This is a genomic window from Nocardia sp. CDC153 (genome assembly GCF_035818515.1).
Taxonomy (GTDB): Bacteria; Actinomycetota; Actinomycetes; order Mycobacteriales; family Mycobacteriaceae; genus Nocardia.
The window spans coordinates 877,407-892,948 of record NZ_JAYKYU010000003.1 but is presented as its reverse complement, the minus strand read 5'-3'; the positions used below and the strand labels follow the sequence as shown (position 1 = coordinate 892,948).

The following is a 15,542-nucleotide window of genomic DNA, read 5'->3' as shown; positions in this document are numbered from 1 at the left end:
CACTCGAATCCGCCACTCACGCAGCCGGTTCCGGCTGGACCAGATGGGTGGGCAGCCGGGCCCGGACCCGGAAACCGCCGTCGGCCTTGGGTTCGGCGGACAGATTGCCGCCCAGGGCGTGGGCGCGCTCGGTCATGCCGGTAATGCCGTGGCCGCCGGTCGGCGACTGCGGGGCGGGCTGGCGGGTGGGCCGGGTGTTGTCGATGGTGAGCTGCAGCCGCTCGGCCGAATAGTGCACGCTCACCAGCACACTCGCGCCGGGCGCGTGCCGCACCACATTGGTGAGCGACTCCTGCACGATGCGCGCGGCCGCCACATCCACCACCGCGGGCAGTCGTCGGGGGCCGCCGGTGACCATGGTGTGCACCACGAGTCCGGCCGAACGGGCCGGGCCGGTGAGCTTGTCGAGATCGGTGATGCCGATGGTGGGTGCGGTGGGCGCGGCCACGGTGGCGGTGCCGCCGCGAATCGAGCGCAGCAGCGCGTTCACCTCGCCCAGCGCGTCCTTGCTGGCGGACTTGATGGCGGCCAGCGCCGTGGCGGCCTGTTCCGGCTTGCGGTCGATCAACTCCAGGGCGACCGAGGACTGCACATTGATCAGCGACAGGCTGTGCGCGAGCACATCGTGCAGTTCGCGCGCGATGGCCAGCCGCTCCTCGGTGACCCGCTGCTCGCGTTCGGCCGATTCCAGTGCGCGCTGGGCCTGTTCGCGTTCCCGCTGCGCCTGTTCGCTGCGCCGCGCCGACTCGGCCCGCTGCTTGCGCGCGGTTACCGCCGCGCTGCGCTGGCGAATGCCCTCGGCCGCGGCCACGAGTAGGAAAAGCCAAGCGAGCAAGCCGAATTCCTGCCATGCGCCGGTGTGATAGCCGCGCCAACCGGGCAGCGGCCACACCATGAGGAAGTAGCCGACAGGGACGAACGAGTAGGTGTACCAACGGGATTCACGGACCGCGGCGACCAGGAACGCCACCACCAGGGAGACGAAGATCGGCCCGTAGCCGTAGCCCGCCAGCAGATAGACGGCGGTGACCACGAGCGTCCCGTAGAACACCTGCAGCGGATAGCGGTGCCGCAGCACCAGCAGCAGCGGACCGGCCACGAGCAGTAGGTAACCGACGGCGTCCAGGCCGCGCGTCACGGTCTGGTGGTGATTCGCCAGGGTGCCGAAGCCGAGCTGGATCGCCCCCACCGCCACTGCCGGGAGCACGTCACGCCGCCCGAGCCTTCCCCCGCGAAAGTCCATAGCTGCACCGTAGCGCCGTACGCGGGCCGCGGCACCGTGTCGCGGCGAAATACGTCGAGATACGTACGGCGGATCACGCGCCGCGACGGATTATTTCCCGCGGCTTCGAGCGGATCGTTCTACCCATGAACGAAGCGATTGTCGTCACCGACCGGTTGACCAAGCGCTACGGCTCCCACACCGCCGTGGACGCCGTGAGCATGAGCGTCCACCGCGGTGAGATCTACGGTTTCCTGGGTCCGAACGGCGCGGGCAAGACCACCACCCTGCGCATGCTGGTCGGTCTGATTCGACCGTCGGCGGGCACCGCCACGGTGCTCGACCGCTCGCCCGGCGATCCGGATACCTTGCGCCGCATCGGCGTTCTCATCGAGGGCCCCGGCTTCTACCCCTATCTCTCGGGCCGCGACAACCTGCGCGTCCTGGCCCGCTATCGGGGCGTCGGCGACAACGCGGTCGCCGCGGCCCTGGACCGGGTGGCCCTCACCGCCCGCGGCAGGGACACCTTCCGCACCTATTCGCTCGGCATGAAACAGCGCCTCGGCGTCGCGGCCGCCCTGCTCGGCGACCCCGACCTGCTGATTCTCGACGAGCCCACCAATGGCCTGGATCCGGCCGGAATGGCCGAGATGCGGGAGCTCATCACCGGACTCGCCGCCGACGGGCACACCGTCGTGCTGTCCAGTCACCTGCTCAGTGAGGTGCAGGAGATCTGTGATCGCGTCGGCGTGATCTCCGGTGGGCGACTGCTCGTCGAATCGACGGTGCGGGAATTGCGGGGCACGGCCTCGCTTTTCGTGCGTGCCGAGCCGCTGAGCATCGCGCTTCCGGCGGTGCGCGCGGCGGTGGGGGAGCGCTCGGCGCTGTTGACCGCCAACGGTATTCGCGTCGACGCCGGGGTGGCCACGGCCCCCGCTGTGGCCCGGGCGGTGATCGAGGCCGGTGCCGAACTGCTCGAGCTGCGCGGTGACGAGAAGTCCTTGGAAGAAGTCTTCTTCGAGATGACGGAGAGCCCGAAATGAGAGACCTACTGGCCAGCACCCGGGCCGAACTGCTGCGACTGCGCCGCTGGCCCGCCTACTGGGTCGTGCTCGGCACCTGGATCCTGTTGAACCTGACCTTCGCCTACCTGTTCAACTACCTGGCCTTTTCGACCGGCAGCAGCACCCGCATGTCCAATGGCCTGCCGCGCGAGGAACTGCTGCGGCAGATGCTGCCGGCGGCGGTGCCCGAGGTGTTCACGCAGGGCATGGCCATGTTCGGCGGTGCGCTCATGCTGGTGCTCGGCGCGCTGGCGGTCGGCAGCGGATACGGCTGGGGCAGCTGGAAAACCGCACTCACCCAAGGACCTTCGCGGGTGCACGTGATCGGCGCGGTGGTGCTCGGCCTGGCGCTGACGGTGGTCGCGCTGGTGCTGGTCGCCTTCGTGGTCGACACCGGCGTGGCGATGCTCATCGCGAGCACCCGGGGGCAGTCCCTCGCCCTGCCCTCGGCGGGCCGGATACTGCTCGGAATCGGTTCGGGCACCGTCATTCTGGGCATGTGGACGCTGGCGGGCGCGCTGATCGGCGCGCTCGCCCGGGGGCCCGCGCTGGCCGTCGGACTGGGCCTGGTCTGGGTGCTGGTGGTGGAGAACCTGTTGCGCGGGGTGGGCGCGATCTTCTCGCCCATCCGGGCGGTCACCGATCACCTGCCCGGCACGGCCGCCGGTTCCCTGGCGGGTTCGCTGCGCACGGTGACCGGTCCGGCCACCCCAGGCGTGCTCGACATTCTGGGCCGCGGTGAGTCCCTGCTCGTCCTGGCCCTCTACATCATCGCCTTCGTGACCGGCACGATCTGGCTGATCCGACGCCGCGACATGATCTGAATCAGCCTGCGGCGGAACCGATCACGCCGATGGCGAGTCGGGCGAGCGCGGACTTGATCTCCTCGGAGGTCAGTCCGCGCTCGCGCTGGTGTTGGTACACCTCCGCGGCGAGGGGTGCCAGCAGCGGATCCACCAGCGAATCCGGTTCCGGCACCCCGGCTTCCACGAGCAGCGACCGCACGTGCACCGCCCAGAACCGGTAGGCCCCCGTCCGAAACCGCGCGCCCCCGGTCTCCGCGCCGAGCACCAGCGGGGCGTGGGTGTCCAGCAGATCGATCATCGCGCCGTAGAACGCGGCCAATCGCGCGGCGGGTGGCGCGCCCGGACCGAGCGGCGGTTCCCCGCGCAGCAATTGCTCCTGCACGGCCCGCTCGTGTTCGTCGAGCAGCGCGACCGCGATCGACACCACATCCGGATAGCGCCGGTACAGCGTGCCCCGGCCCACGCCCGCCGCCTTGGCGACGTCGTCCATGGTCACCGTGCGCGGATCGCGGGTCGTGAACAGTTCCGCCGCGGCGGCCAGCACCTTGGCCCGATTGCGGGCCGCGTCGGCGCGCTCGACGGGCGCGGTCGAAGTGTTCAGCAGCGGCAGACCCGGGGTGTTCATGCAGCTCACTGTAGCCTCCACGGAATAAGTGGACGAACTGTCCGATTATGGCCTAGCGTAGATCGCATAAACGGACTAAATGTCCACTTGATGGAAGGCTCGATCATGACCGCCCTGCTGCACCTCGACGCCAGTGCCCGCCGCAATTCGGTCAGCCGCCTGCTGGGTACGGCCTTCGCCGACGCCTGGGGCGGCGAACACCCCGCCGGGGGCTACACCTACCGCGACCTGGCCGCCGACCCGATTCCGTTCATCGGGGAGGGCTGGACCGAACTGTGCGATCGGGTGCTCGCCCACGGCAGCACCGACCTCGACCGGCTGGCCGAGCTGGTGAATTCGCCCGCGCAGCAAGAGGCTTGGGAGATTGTCGAGCCCCTGCTGACCGAGGTCTGCGCCGCGGACGTCATCCTCATCGGCACGCCGATGTACAACTACTCGATTCCGGCGAGCCTCAAGGCGTGGCTGGATCAGATCACCTTTCCGCGAATGTCGCTGGCTCCCAGGCGTTTCGTGGTCGTCACCGCACGCGGTGGCGCGTACTCGCCGGGCGCGCCGAAGGCGATCTACGACTATCAGGAGCGCTACCTGCGTGACTTCTTCGCGGGCCATTTCGCCGTCCAGGACACGGTTTTCGTCAATGCCGAACTGGTCAACTCGCGCCACGATCCGGCCCTGGCGCACCTGCGCGAGAAGCACGAGGCCTCCTACACCGCCGCCCTCGACACCGCCCGCCGACTCGGCAAGGAGTACTGACATGAACTGGCTGGTCCTGGCCTTGGCGGGCGGGGTGGAAATCGCATGGTCGCAGTCCATCAAGCCGACACAGAATTTCACCAAGCCGCTGCCGACGCTGATCTGCTTCGTGCTCGCGGCCGTCGCGGTGTATCTGCTGTCCTACGCCATGCAATCGCTGCCGGTGGGCACCGCCTACGCCGTCTTCACCGGTATCGGCGCGGTGGGCGCGATCGCGCTGGGCATCGTGATCCAGAAGGATCCGCTCAGCGCGGGACGGCTGCTGGCGCTGTCCATGATCATCGGCGGCATCGTGCTGGCTCGGGTCACCAATCCCGAGTGAGCGCGGTTCGGGGCGGTATCGTCGCGGCCCATGGACGTTGCGCCCCTGCGGCCACCCGACCTCGCCGCGCGACCGTTCTTCCTGGTCGCCGAACGCATCATGGCCGCCTCGCCCGCCGAGCTGTACCGCATGGCCACACGACAATTCGGACTCTGGTTCGCCGATCCGGGTTCGGTGCTCATGCGTCCGGAGGTGAACGAGCCGTTCTTCTTCACCGCGGGCGGCGGCCACCCGCACTACGGCCGCTTCCTGCGGCTGGTGCCCGACAGCCTGGTCGAACTGACCTGGGTCACCGCGGGCACCGAGGGCGCGGAAACCGTGCTCACCGTGGAACTCTCGGCCCATGGCGCGGGCACCGCGCTGCTGCTCACCCACGCCGGATTCCCCACCGCCGCCACCCGCGATCGACACGAGAAATCGTGGCCGCGCATCCTCGAGCGGTGGGACCACAGCGCCGCGGCCACCGGAGTAGGTTCGCACCCGTAGGCCCTTCGAGTCACGGCGGGCTTTCACCCCAGCGAAAGGACAGTGATGCCAACACGTACCGCGCGCACAGCTTGGTCCGGCGGACTGCAGGACGGTTCCGGTCAGGTCGAGCTGGTCAGCTCGGGCGTCGGCAAGTACGACGTCTCCTTCCCCAAGCGCGCCGCCGACGCGGCCGACGGCACCACCAGCCCCGAGGAGCTCATCGCGGCCGCGCACTCCTCCTGCTACTCGATGGCCCTCTCGGGGCAGATCGGCAACGCGGGCGGCACCGTGCAGAACCTGGACGTCACCGCCGACGTCACGCTGGGCCCGGACCCGGCGGGCGGCTTCCGCATCTCCAAGATCAAGCTGACCGTGGTCGGCCGGGCGACGGGCATCGACGAGGCCGGTTTCCTGGCCGCGGCCCAGGCCGCCAAGGCGGGTTGCCCGGTCTCCAAGGCGCTGACCGGTGTCGACGATATCGAGCTGGACGCCACCTTCGAGGCGTAGTTCACCGGTTCCCGGCTGACACTTTGGTTAGCCGGGAACTAACTCTTTCGGCTATTTCTTTGCCTCAGGCCCGCTTTGGGCTCGAGTTTTCCGCCCGATTCGAATTAGCCTCGCTGTCACTGCCAGTTGAAACCCTGGAGGTGGGCAAGGTTATGGCGTCGCCGGTATCGGTCACCGAACCGCAAGAGTCGGATGCTTCGAATTCGCTGCCGCGCGTGCTCGCACTCGATGCGGCGCGCGGCATCGCGGTGCTCGGCATGTTCGCGGTCCATGTGGGACCGCATCGCGGCATGCCGGGCGCATCCTGGCTGACTCCCTTCGAGGGGCGCTCGGCGGCGCTGTTCGCGGTGCTCGCGGGTGTGTCGCTGGCGCTCATGTCCGGGGGAGCGCAACCCGCCACCGGAATCGCGGCCCGCCGCAGCGTGATTCGGATCGCGACCCGTGCCGTCCTCGTCGCGCTGGTGGGACTGGTACTGGCGCAACTGCATTCGGGCATCGGGATCATGATCATCCTGACCTACTACGGCCTGTTCTTCCTGATCGCCCTGCCCGCCCTGCGTTCGAACGCCCGCGCGCTGGCGCTGCTCGCGGCGGTCTGGGCGGTGGCCGGGCCGATCGCCTCGTTCGTGATCCGAAGCCACCTGGACCAGAACACCTTCGGCGGCAGTCCCACCTTCGAGCAGCTCACCTCGTGGTCGGGTCTGCGACAGGTGGCCGAGATGCTGACGCTCACCGGCGCGTACCCGGCGTTCACCTGGATGCCGTTCATTTTCGCGGGTATGGCGCTGGGGCGCTGGGGAATTCGCTCGCTGCGCCCGCTGCCGGTGCTCGGCGTCGGCGCGGGGCTGGCGCTGCTCGGCTACGGCGGTTCGTGGCTGGTGCAGCATCCGCTGGGCGGGCGGGCGCATCTGGTGGATCTGCTGACCCGGGGGATGGCCGAGGCCGGGGTCACCGACTTCGATCCGGGACAGATCATCGATATGACCGGTCTGGGCACGGTGGGCACGACCAGCTGGTGGTGGCTGACCATCGCCAATCCGCACAGCGGCACCCCGTTCGAGGTGTTCGGCGCGACCGGTGTGGCGTTCCTGGTGATCGGCGCGCTGATGGCGCTGGTCCCGCGCACCGGGATCGCATTGCGGCCCTTGATCGCCGCGGGCTCGTGCGCGCTGAGCCTCTACATCCTGCAGGCCGTGGCGGTCAGCGTGCTGGTGCCGCTGCCGGATCCGGACGCGACCGCGCTGCCCGGCGGCATCCACGGCCCGAGCTGGGCCCTGCTGGCCCTGCTCGCCCTCGGCTCACTGGCCCTGGCGACCCTGTGGCGCAGCCGGTTCCGCCGCGGTCCGGCGGAATGGCTGCTCCACACCGTCACTCAGGGCGTGACGAACACGCTGGTCAGGCGTTCTTCCCCGCCACATCCATGACGACCTCGAACTCCAGCAGGGACGCGCCCGTGGCGACCGGCTTGCGGGCCTCGCCGGCATGCGCCTCGCGGGCCGGGCCATCGCGCCATGCGGCGAAGGACTCCTCCGAATCCCACTGGGTGACAACGAAGTAGCGGTTGTCACCGGAGACCGGGCGCAGCAGCTGGAAGCCCAGGAAGCCCGGCGAGTTCTCCACCGCGTGCGCGCGGTGCGCGAAGCGCTTCTCCAGCTCGGGGCCCGCGCCCTCGGGGACCTCGATTGCATTGATCTTGACGACTGCCATAGGGGCGACCCTACTCCGGCACTCCAGACGTATCGTTCAGGGCGAATGGAACAACTCTCGAAACTCTCAGGGGTTCCCCCTGAAACCCCGGAACATGGTTGAGGGTGATGTTGTACGACGAAGGCGGCACCGGCGTGCCGATCCTGCTGCTGCACGGATTGATGGGCAGCGCCCGAACATGGCGGTCGCAGCTGCCTTGGCTGCGCGAGTTCGGGCATGTGTACAGCTTCGACGCGGCCGGGCACGGGCGTCCGGCTCCCGCGGAGCTGACCACCGAGGCGTTCGTGGCCGACCTGGCCGCGGCGACGGCCGAGATCGCCGAACCCATGGTGGTGATCGGGCATTCGATGGGCGGGCTGCACGGGTGGATGTTCACCGCCGCGCATCCGGATCGGGTGCGGGCGCTGGTGGTCGAGGACATGGCTCCCGACTTCCGGGGGCGGACCGCCGAGAACTGGGCCGCCGTGATTTCGGCCTGGCCGCAACCGTTTCCGGACGAGGCGGCGGTGCTGGAGTTCTTCGGGCCGGTGGCCGGACGCTACTTCCTCGACTCCTTCACCCACGGTCCGGACGGCTATCGCCTGCACGGCGAGGTGTCGACATTCCGCGACATTTCCGAGGAGTGGGGTACCCGCGACTTCTGGGCGCAGTGGAAAACCATCGCCGTGCCGACGCTGCTGCTCGAGGGCGAGCACACCATCACCCCGCCCGGGCAGATGCGCGAGATGGCGGCGGTGCACCCGGACGCCCGGCACGTCGTGATCCCGGACGCGGGCCACCTGGTCCACGACGACCAACCGGCCGCCTACCGGGCCGAAGTCGAGGAATTCCTACGCCGTGTCCTCATTTGAGGGCGGGTGCCTTCAGTCGGGTGGGGGTGGCGTCGTATGCTCGGCTGGACCGCGACTCCACACGGATGGTGACCAACGATGATCGACTTCTCGATTCCTGCCGACCTTGCCGCCGAGCGCGACCGAGTCCGGCAATTCGTCATCGACAAGATCGTGCCCTTCGAGCGCGATCCGCGCCTGACCGCGCACGGCCCGAACGACGAGCTGCGGCAGGAAATGGTCGAGCTGGCCCGCGCCGAGAAGCTGCTCACCATCCAGGCCCCCGTCGAACTCGGCGGGCGCGGCCTCACCCACGTCGAGCAGGCCGTGCTGTACGAGGCCGCGGGCTGGTCCACCCTCGGCCCGGTCGCCATGAACTGCGCCGCGCCCGACGAGGGCAATATGTTCCTGCTCTCCAAGATCGCGAATCCCGAACAGACGCAACGCTTCCTGCAGCCGGTGATCGACGGCCACCAGCGCAGCGTCTTCGCCATGACCGAACCCGGCGGCGCGGGCTCGGACCCCAATCAGCTCGCCACCGAGGCCGTCTTCGACGGCGAGAACTTCACCGTCAACGGCCGCAAATGGCTGATCACCGGGGCCGACGGCGCGAAGACCTGGATCATCATGGCGCGCTTGGCCGCGAACCCGTACCTGCCCGAGGGGCCGACCCTGTTCCTCACCGAGGGCGACGCCGAGGGCATCGTCATCGAACGCATCATGAACACCATGGACCGCAACTACGTGGGCGGTCACGCGGTGGTGCGGTTCGAAAACCTGGTGCTGCCCAAGGAATCCGTGCTCGGCGAGACCGGTCAGGCGCTGCGCTACGCCCAGCTGCGGCTGGCCCCGGCCCGCCTCACCCACTGCATGCGCTGGCTGGGCGCGGCCGAGCGGGCCCAGTCCATCGCGGTCGACTACGCCAAGACCCGCACCGCCTTCGGCAAGCCCATCGGCGAGCACCAGGGCGTGTCGTTCATGTTGGCGGACAACGAGATCGCGCTGCACCAGTGCCGCCTGACCATCTGGCACGCGTGCTGGCTGATGGATCAGGGCCACAAGGCCCGCCACGAATCCTCCATCGCCAAGTCCTACGTCTCCGAGGAGCTGTTCAAGGTCACCGACCGCTGCGTCCAGGTGCTCGGCGGCATCGGCATCTCCGACGAGACCGTGGTGGAGATGATCTTCCGCGACATGCGCGCCTTCCGCCTCTACGACGGACCCACCGAGGTGCACAAGTACGCCATCGGACGCCAGATCCTGCGGAAGGAACAACTCTCGTAACTCTCAGGGGCTTCGCCCCCGAACCCCCTCGAGATCCCAGGGGCTCCGCCCCCGGACCCCCACCTATCTCGGTCCAGGCCCGGGCGTGCCGCCGCCGCGATGACTAGGATTTGCGCCTATGAGTTCGGAATTGCACGTGGACGTCTCCGGTGGCGTCGCGGTGCTCACGCTCAATCGTCCCGCCCAGCAGAACGCGCTGACCCCGGCCATGGCGTCGGATATCGGTGCGGCGCTGCGCCGCTGCGACAATGACGATGCCATCGGGGCCGTCGTCATCACCGGCACCCCGCCCGCGTTCTGCGCGGGCGCGGATCTGTCGCTGAAGGTCGGTGAGGTCAACGGCCTCATCGACCCGCCGCCGTTCCGAATTCGAAAACCGGTCATCGCCGCGGTGAACGGCCATGCCGTCGGCATCGGCCTGGAGATCGCCCTGCAGTGCGATCTGCGCTATGTCGCCCGCGACGCCGTCTACGCCCTCAATCAGGTCCGCCGCGGCGCGCTCGCCGATGGATTCGCGCACTGGACCCTGCCCCGGCTCATCGGCAGCGCCCGCGCCGCCGATCTGCTGCTCACCGGCCGCACCTTCGACGGCGACGAGGCCTACTCCCTCGGCATCGCCAATGCCTGCCTGCACGCCGCCGAGGTCCTGCCCACCGCCCTCGAGGTGGCCCACGACATCGCCCACGGCTCGGCCCCCCTCCCCGTCGCCCTGTCCAAGCGCCTGCTCTGGGAAGCACCCACCATGCCCCCGGAAACCGTGGGCCGCTTGGAAACCGAACTCAACGACTACGTCTCCCAGAGCACCGATGGCGGCGAAGGCGTGGCCGCCCTCAAGGACCGCCGCCCACCCAAATGGACCGGCAGCGTCAGCGGCGAATGGCCGGCCTGGGACGCGGTGACCGGCGGCGACCAACGCCCGGGCCTGGACTGAGATAGGCGGGGGTTCGGGGGCGGGAGCCCCTGAGATCTCGAGGGGGTTCGGGGGCGAAGCCCCTGAGAGCTACGAGAGTTGTCATCTCCCGCCGCTGATGGCGATCAGCAGGAACAGGATCGCCATCACCACCATCAGGCAGGTGCCGATAATGCCCAGGATGTAGCCGACCAGCACCTGGACCCGGCCACCGAATCGCCCCTCGCCCGCCTCGATCTCGTTGAGGGCGCGCCGCCCCATGGCCCAGGCGATCGGACCCAGCGCGCCGCAGCAGAACACGCTGAGCGCGCCCAGTAGCAGGACGGCGGTGGCGTGCTCGTGCTCGACGGGTTGTCCGATGGGCGGCTGATCGTAGACCACCGCCCGAGTTTACGGGTGCGGCACCGCGCGAGCAGGCTGACGCGCGGTCTTCGCTTGCGGCACTTGATCTTCGCGGGTGTCGCCCGGCATTGTCGCCGGTGCCACCAAGTGGGCGACCGTCTGGATTCAGATCCGGCGCTGGCGCGCGACCTCGGCGAGCACGACACCCGCCGCGACCGACGCGTTCAGCGACTCCACCGGTCCCGCCATCGGAATGCTCAGAATCGCGTCGCAGGTCTCGCGCACCAGCCGCGAAAGCCCCTTGCCCTCGGAGCCGACGACGATGACCGTCGGTGCGCTGCCGTCGAATTCGTCCAGCGTGGTGTCGCCACCCGCGTCCAGCCCGACGATCTGATAGCCCTTGTTGGCCCAATCCTTCAGCGTCCGAGTCAGATTCGTGGCGCGCGCGACCGGAAGCCGCGCCGCCGCACCGGCACTCGTGCGCCACGCCACCGCGGTGACACTGGCGCTGCGCCGCTGCGGAATCAGCACGCCCTGCCCGCCGAAGGCCGCCACCGACCGAATGACCGCGCCCAGATTGCGCGGATCGGTGATGTTGTCCAGCGCCACCAGCAGCGCGGGCTCACCCGAGGTGTGCACCCGGTCCACCAGATCGTCCGGGTGCGCGTACTTGTACGGCGGCACCTGCAGCGCCATGCCCTGGTGCATGGCGTTGTGGCTCATCTTGTCCAGATCGGTGCGCGGCACCTCCAGGATCGAGATGCCGATCTCGGCGGCCGTCTTCACCGCCTCGGAGAGCCGGTCGTCGTTCTCGGTGCCATTGGCCACGTACAGCGCCGTGGCGGGCACACCCGCCCGCAGGCACTCCACCACCGGGTTGCGCCCGAGCACCAGCTCCGGACCCTCGCTGTCCTTGCGGCCCGCGATGGGACGGGAGGCATTGCGCGAGCGCGTGGTGGCGGTCTTCGCCTCCGCCTTGGCCTTGGCCTTCGCGCGCTTGGCGGCGACGTGATAGACCCGGTCCTCGGCCTTGGGCGTCGCGCCCCGGCCCTCGAGCCCGCGTCGCCGCTGCCCGCCGGACCCGACGGTCTGCCCCTTCTTGCTGCCCGCCTTGCGCGTCGCCCCACGTCGCTGAGAATTGCCTGCCATCACTTCGCCTTCCGTATCGCGCGGATTACCCGCCTGGACCGGATTGCGGGACGAACCCGCTCGCGGTCGATCATGCGGGAAACCTGCCTCCGGTCGGCGCAGCGAATGGCTGCGCCCCTGCAAAAACTTCGCCGTCTCGACGACGGCGACCCCGGATCGGCCACGATGCGCGCGGCAATACCGGAGAGATCGCTACAAATTGTGCCCCACGCTGGGCCGCGACCCCGAATTCGGTGCGCTCCGCCACACCTGTCGGTGCGCTCCGCCACACCTGTCGGTGCGCTCACTTCTCCTTCGAGAGCGACCACTCCGCGCCCTGCGGCGTATCGGTGACCTCCACGCCCGCGGCCTTGAGCCGGTCGCGGACCGCGTCGGCGGTGGCCCAGTCCTTGTCTGCCCGCGCCTGCTGCCGCCGCTGCAGTTCCGCGCCGATGAGCACGTCCAGCGCGGCGATGGCGGCGGAATTGTCGGCGGGCGCGGCCCAGTGCGCGTCGAGCGGATCCACGCCGAGAATGCCCAGCATGGCCCGCACCTGACCGGCGAGCAGCCGCGCACCGGACAGGTCACCGGCGTCGAGCGCCCGGTTGCCCTCGCTCACCACGCCGTGAATCTCGGCCAGCGCCTGCGGAACTCCGAGGTCGTCGTTCAGCGCGTCGGCGAAGGCCGGGGTCCAGGTGCCGACCGGCACCTCGCCCGAACGCTCGGCCACCCGCAGCACGAAGGCCTCGAGTCGCTGGTATCCGGCCGCGGCCTCGGTCAGCGCCTGATCGGAGTATTCGATCTGCGACCGGTAGCTCACGCTGCCCAGGTAATAGCGCAGCTCGACCGCGCGCACCCCGACCCGTTCCAGCACATTGGGAATGGACAGCACATTGCCCAGCGATTTGGACATCTTCTCGCCGCCCATGGTCACCCAGCCGTTGTGCAGCCAGTAGCGGGCGAACCCATCCCCGGCCGCGCGCGACTGCGCGATCTCGTTCTCATGGTGCGGGAAAACCAGATCCATTCCACCGCAATGAATGTCGAATTCCGCGCCGAGATAGAACTCGGCCATGGCGGAGCATTCCAAATGCCAGCCCGGCCGCCCGGGACCCCACGGCGAGGGCCAGCTCGGTTCGCCCGGCTTGGCGGCCTTCCACAGGGTGAAGTCGCGCGGATCCTTCTTGCCCTGACCCGCGCTCTCGCCCTGGTGCACGTCATCGAGCTTGTGGCCGGACAGTTTTCCGTAGTCCGGGTAGCTCAACACGTCGAAGTAGACATTGCCCTCGGAGGCGTAGGCGTGGCCGCGCTCGATGAGCCGCTCCATCATCCCGACCATCTGGGTGATGTGCCCGGTGGCGCGGGGCTCGCCCGACGGCGGCAGCACCCCGAGGGTCTCGTAGGCCCGATCGAAGGCGCGCTCGTGGGTGGCGGCCCACTCCCACCAGGGGCGGCCGTGCTCGGCGGCCTTGTTCAGAATCTTGTCGTCGATATCGGTGACATTGCGAATGAAGGCGACATCGAAACCGTTGGCGGACAGCCACCGTCGCAGCACGTCGAAGGCGACGCCGCTGCGCACATGGCCGATGTGGGGGTTTCCCTGAACGGTCGCGCCGCACAGGTACACCGAGGCTTTGCCGGGGACCAGCGGCGTGAATTCACGCAGGGTCCGCGTCTCGGTGTCGAAAAGGCGCAGAGTCACGACGGGCATCCTAGCTGTTGGGAAATGGCGGATTACGGGCGCGTCAGGCCCGACAACACAGCAGCGCCGTGGCCACCGCCGCCACGCCCTCGCCGCGGCCGGTGAGGCCCAATCCGTCGGTGGTCGTGCCGGATACCGACACCGGCGCACCCAGAATCCCGCCCAGCACATCCTGCGCCTCGGCCCGCCGCGGACCGATTTTCGGGCGATTTCCAATTACTTGTACAGCCGCATTGACAATGTCGTATCCGGCCTCGTCCAAAAGCCGCCGGACTTCCTTCAGCATGGCCGCGCCCGACACGCCTTCCCATTCGGGTCGACCGGTGCCGAAAACCGCTCCCACATCGCCCAATCCGGCCGCGGACAGCAGCGCGTCGCACAGCGCGTGCGCCGCGACATCGCCGTCGGAGTGGCCCGCGCAGCCGCTGTCACCCTCGAACAGCAGGCCCGCCATCCAGCAGGGCCGACCGGGTTCGACGGGGTGGACATCGCTGCCGATGCCGGTGCGCAGCGCCCGCGGATCGATCACGGCGCGATCACCGCCGCGCGTGTCGTGTCCAGTCCACCTGCGGTGTCGGGGGTATCACGGCGGGTGACAAGGGTATTGGCCAAGACCAGGTCCAGGGGGGTGGTGATCTTGAAGGCCAGCGCGTCACCGAGCACCGTGTGAACGGTCGCTCCCAGCATCTCCACCAACCCCGCATCGTCTGTCGCCTGTGTACCCACAGCGTAGGCGGCGCGCAGCAGCTCGGCCTCGAAGCCCTGCGGAGTTTGAATGGCGCGCAACCCGGATCGGTCCGGCGTGCCGGTGACGGCGCCGCCCGCGTCCACCGACTTGATGGTGTCGGACACCGGCAGCGCGGGAACCACCGCCCGGGCGCCCGCGCGCAATTCCTCGACCACCCGGGTGATGAGCGCCGGGGGAGTCAGGGCCCGCGCCGCGTCGTGCACCAGCACCAGGGTGGCGTCGGGTGCGGCGGCCAGTCCGGCCCGCACCGAATCGGTGCGCTCGGCCCCGCCGGGCACCACCCGAACGGGCACGGCGGAGACGGGCAGCAGCGCGCGGGTCTCGGTGACGAGTTCGGCGGGCACCATAACCACAACTTCGTCGACCGACCCGGAATCGATCAGCCCCTGTACGGCCAAAGTGAGCATGGGACTGCCGCCGACATGGACGAAGGCCTTCGGCTTGTTCTCGCCGAGACGCACGCCCATACCGGCGGCAGGAACCAGAGCGACGACACGGGTGCCGTCGCCGGGTGTTGTTTTCACGGTCAGGAGGCCGCTGCGAGAACCTCGTCGAGCAGGGTCTCGGCCTTGACGTCGTCGGTACCTTCCGCGAGCGCGAGCTCACCGACGAGAATCTGGCGGGCCTTGGCCAGCATCCGCTTCTCACCGGCGGACAGGCCACGATCCTGCTCACGACGCCACAGGTCGCGAACGACCTCGGCCACCTTGTTCACATCGCCGGAGGCGAGCTTCTCGAGGTTGGCCTTGTAGCGACGGGACCAGTTGGTCGGCTCTTCGGTGTGCGGAGCCCGCAGCACCTGGAAGACCCGGTCCAGGCCCTCCTGACCAACGACATCGCGGACGCCGACGTACTCGGCATTCTCCGCGGGAACCCGAACGGTCAGGTCGCCTTGCGCGACCTTCAGGACCAGATACTCCTTTTGTACACCCTTGATGGTGCGGGTTTCGATAGCTTCGATCAGCGCCGCTCCGTGGTGGGGGTAAACGACGGTGTCTCCGACCTTAAAAATCATGTGTCCCGTGCCCCTTTCGATGTTCACAGTTTAACATGCGACTCGGTAACGGCGCGATCAACGGCGCAGGTCAGGGCCACAACGAGGCGGCGGCGGGGGTTGACAGAAC

At 68.9% G+C, this 15,542-nt stretch carries 19 protein-coding genes; 10 read left to right on the top strand and 9 right to left on the bottom strand.

Going from position 1 to position 15,542, the window contains the following annotated elements; genetic code table 11:
- Positions 1-16: 16 nt before the first annotated feature.
- Complete coding sequence (locus tag VMT65_RS20740) at positions 17-1,243, bottom strand: sensor histidine kinase (RefSeq protein WP_326309961.1); 1,227 nt, start codon at positions 1,241-1,243, stop codon at positions 17-19.
- A gap of 125 nt (positions 1,244-1,368) precedes the next feature.
- On the opposite strand from VMT65_RS20740, the gene VMT65_RS20735 reads away from it, so the two are divergent.
- Positions 1,369-2,265, top strand: coding sequence for an ABC transporter ATP-binding protein (locus tag VMT65_RS20735; protein ID WP_326309960.1), 897 nt, complete (start codon positions 1,369-1,371; stop codon positions 2,263-2,265).
- Positions 2,262-3,110: an ABC transporter permease gene (locus tag VMT65_RS20730; RefSeq protein WP_326309959.1), complete on the top strand. Its 849-nt coding sequence runs from the start codon at positions 2,262-2,264 to the stop codon at positions 3,108-3,110. The genes VMT65_RS20735 and VMT65_RS20730 overlap by 4 nt, the downstream gene beginning before the upstream one ends.
- A gap of 1 nt (position 3,111) precedes the next feature.
- Here the strand turns inward: VMT65_RS20730 and VMT65_RS20725 are convergent, their stop codons facing one another.
- Positions 3,112-3,717: a TetR/AcrR family transcriptional regulator gene (locus VMT65_RS20725; protein WP_326309958.1), complete on the bottom strand. Its 606-nt coding sequence runs from the start codon at positions 3,715-3,717 to the stop codon at positions 3,112-3,114.
- Positions 3,718-3,822: 105 nt separating this feature from the next.
- On the opposite strand from VMT65_RS20725, the gene VMT65_RS20720 reads away from it, so the two are divergent.
- The 5 genes from VMT65_RS20720 to VMT65_RS20700 all read left to right on the top strand — a co-directional run bounded on the left by VMT65_RS20720 (position 3,823) and on the right by VMT65_RS20700 (position 7,191).
- Positions 3,823-4,470, top strand: coding sequence for an FMN-dependent NADH-azoreductase (locus tag VMT65_RS20720; RefSeq protein WP_326309957.1), 648 nt, complete (start codon positions 3,823-3,825; stop codon positions 4,468-4,470).
- A 1-nt stretch (position 4,471) separates the two neighbouring features.
- Positions 4,472-4,792 carry a DMT family transporter gene (locus tag VMT65_RS20715; RefSeq protein WP_326309956.1) on the top strand — a complete coding sequence of 107 codons (321 nt, stop codon included), beginning with the start codon at positions 4,472-4,474 and terminating at the stop codon, positions 4,790-4,792.
- A gap of 30 nt (positions 4,793-4,822) precedes the next feature.
- Positions 4,823-5,278 (top strand): SRPBCC family protein, encoded by a 456-nt coding sequence (locus VMT65_RS20710; protein WP_326309955.1) that lies wholly within the window; start codon positions 4,823-4,825, stop codon positions 5,276-5,278.
- Positions 5,279-5,323: 45 nt separating this feature from the next.
- The gene (locus VMT65_RS20705; RefSeq protein ID WP_326309954.1) at positions 5,324-5,767 is read left to right on the top strand and encodes an OsmC family peroxiredoxin; all 444 of its coding nucleotides are present in this window, start codon (positions 5,324-5,326) and stop codon (positions 5,765-5,767) included.
- 152 nt (positions 5,768-5,919) lie between these two features.
- A complete protein-coding gene (locus VMT65_RS20700; RefSeq protein WP_326309953.1) occupies positions 5,920-7,191 on the top strand; it encodes a DUF418 domain-containing protein in 1,272 nt (423 codons plus the stop codon).
- On the opposite strand, the gene mhuD is transcribed toward VMT65_RS20700, so the two are convergent.
- Complete coding sequence (gene mhuD / locus VMT65_RS20695) at positions 7,163-7,474, bottom strand: mycobilin-forming heme oxygenase MhuD (RefSeq protein WP_326309952.1); 312 nt, start codon at positions 7,472-7,474, stop codon at positions 7,163-7,165. The two genes, VMT65_RS20700 and mhuD, sit on opposite strands and share 29 nt — an antisense overlap.
- 107 nt (positions 7,475-7,581) lie before the next feature.
- Here mhuD and VMT65_RS20690 point away from each other — a divergent pair, with 107 nt between their 5' ends.
- The 3 genes from VMT65_RS20690 (at position 7,582) to VMT65_RS20680 (ending at position 10,519) form a co-directional block, all read left to right on the top strand.
- Complete coding sequence (locus VMT65_RS20690) at positions 7,582-8,325, top strand: alpha/beta fold hydrolase (protein ID WP_326309951.1); 744 nt, start codon at positions 7,582-7,584, stop codon at positions 8,323-8,325.
- Positions 8,326-8,403: 78 nt separating this feature from the next.
- Positions 8,404-9,588, top strand: coding sequence for an acyl-CoA dehydrogenase family protein (locus tag VMT65_RS20685; protein ID WP_326309950.1), 1,185 nt, complete (start codon positions 8,404-8,406; stop codon positions 9,586-9,588).
- A 118-nt stretch (positions 9,589-9,706) separates the two neighbouring features.
- Positions 9,707-10,519: an enoyl-CoA hydratase/isomerase family protein gene (locus tag VMT65_RS20680; RefSeq protein WP_326309949.1), complete on the top strand. Its 813-nt coding sequence runs from the start codon at positions 9,707-9,709 to the stop codon at positions 10,517-10,519.
- Between the two features lie 81 nt (positions 10,520-10,600).
- On the opposite strand, the gene VMT65_RS20675 is transcribed toward VMT65_RS20680, so the two are convergent.
- From VMT65_RS20675 to carD, 6 genes are all read right to left on the bottom strand, one after another.
- The gene (locus VMT65_RS20675) at positions 10,601-10,879 is read right to left on the bottom strand and encodes a DUF4190 domain-containing protein (RefSeq protein WP_326309948.1); all 279 of its coding nucleotides are present in this window, start codon (positions 10,877-10,879) and stop codon (positions 10,601-10,603) included.
- A 126-nt stretch (positions 10,880-11,005) separates the two neighbouring features.
- Positions 11,006-11,989 (bottom strand): 23S rRNA (guanosine(2251)-2'-O)-methyltransferase RlmB, encoded by a 984-nt coding sequence (gene rlmB, locus VMT65_RS20670; RefSeq protein ID WP_326309947.1) that lies wholly within the window; start codon positions 11,987-11,989, stop codon positions 11,006-11,008.
- 283 nt (positions 11,990-12,272) lie between these two features.
- Positions 12,273-13,670: a cysteine--tRNA ligase gene (gene cysS / locus VMT65_RS20665; RefSeq protein WP_326309946.1), complete on the bottom strand. Its 1,398-nt coding sequence runs from the start codon at positions 13,668-13,670 to the stop codon at positions 12,273-12,275.
- 43 nt (positions 13,671-13,713) lie between these two features.
- Complete coding sequence (gene ispF / locus VMT65_RS20660; RefSeq protein WP_326310320.1) at positions 13,714-14,181, bottom strand: 2-C-methyl-D-erythritol 2,4-cyclodiphosphate synthase; 468 nt, start codon at positions 14,179-14,181, stop codon at positions 13,714-13,716.
- A gap of 14 nt (positions 14,182-14,195) precedes the next feature.
- Positions 14,196-14,942 (bottom strand): 2-C-methyl-D-erythritol 4-phosphate cytidylyltransferase, encoded by a 747-nt coding sequence (gene ispD / locus VMT65_RS20655; protein WP_326309945.1) that lies wholly within the window; start codon positions 14,940-14,942, stop codon positions 14,196-14,198.
- 2 nt (positions 14,943-14,944) lie between these two features.
- Positions 14,945-15,433 carry an RNA polymerase-binding transcription factor CarD gene (carD, locus tag VMT65_RS20650; protein WP_019931623.1) on the bottom strand — a complete coding sequence of 163 codons (489 nt, stop codon included), beginning with the start codon at positions 15,431-15,433 and terminating at the stop codon, positions 14,945-14,947.
- Positions 15,434-15,542 lie beyond the last annotated feature (109 nt).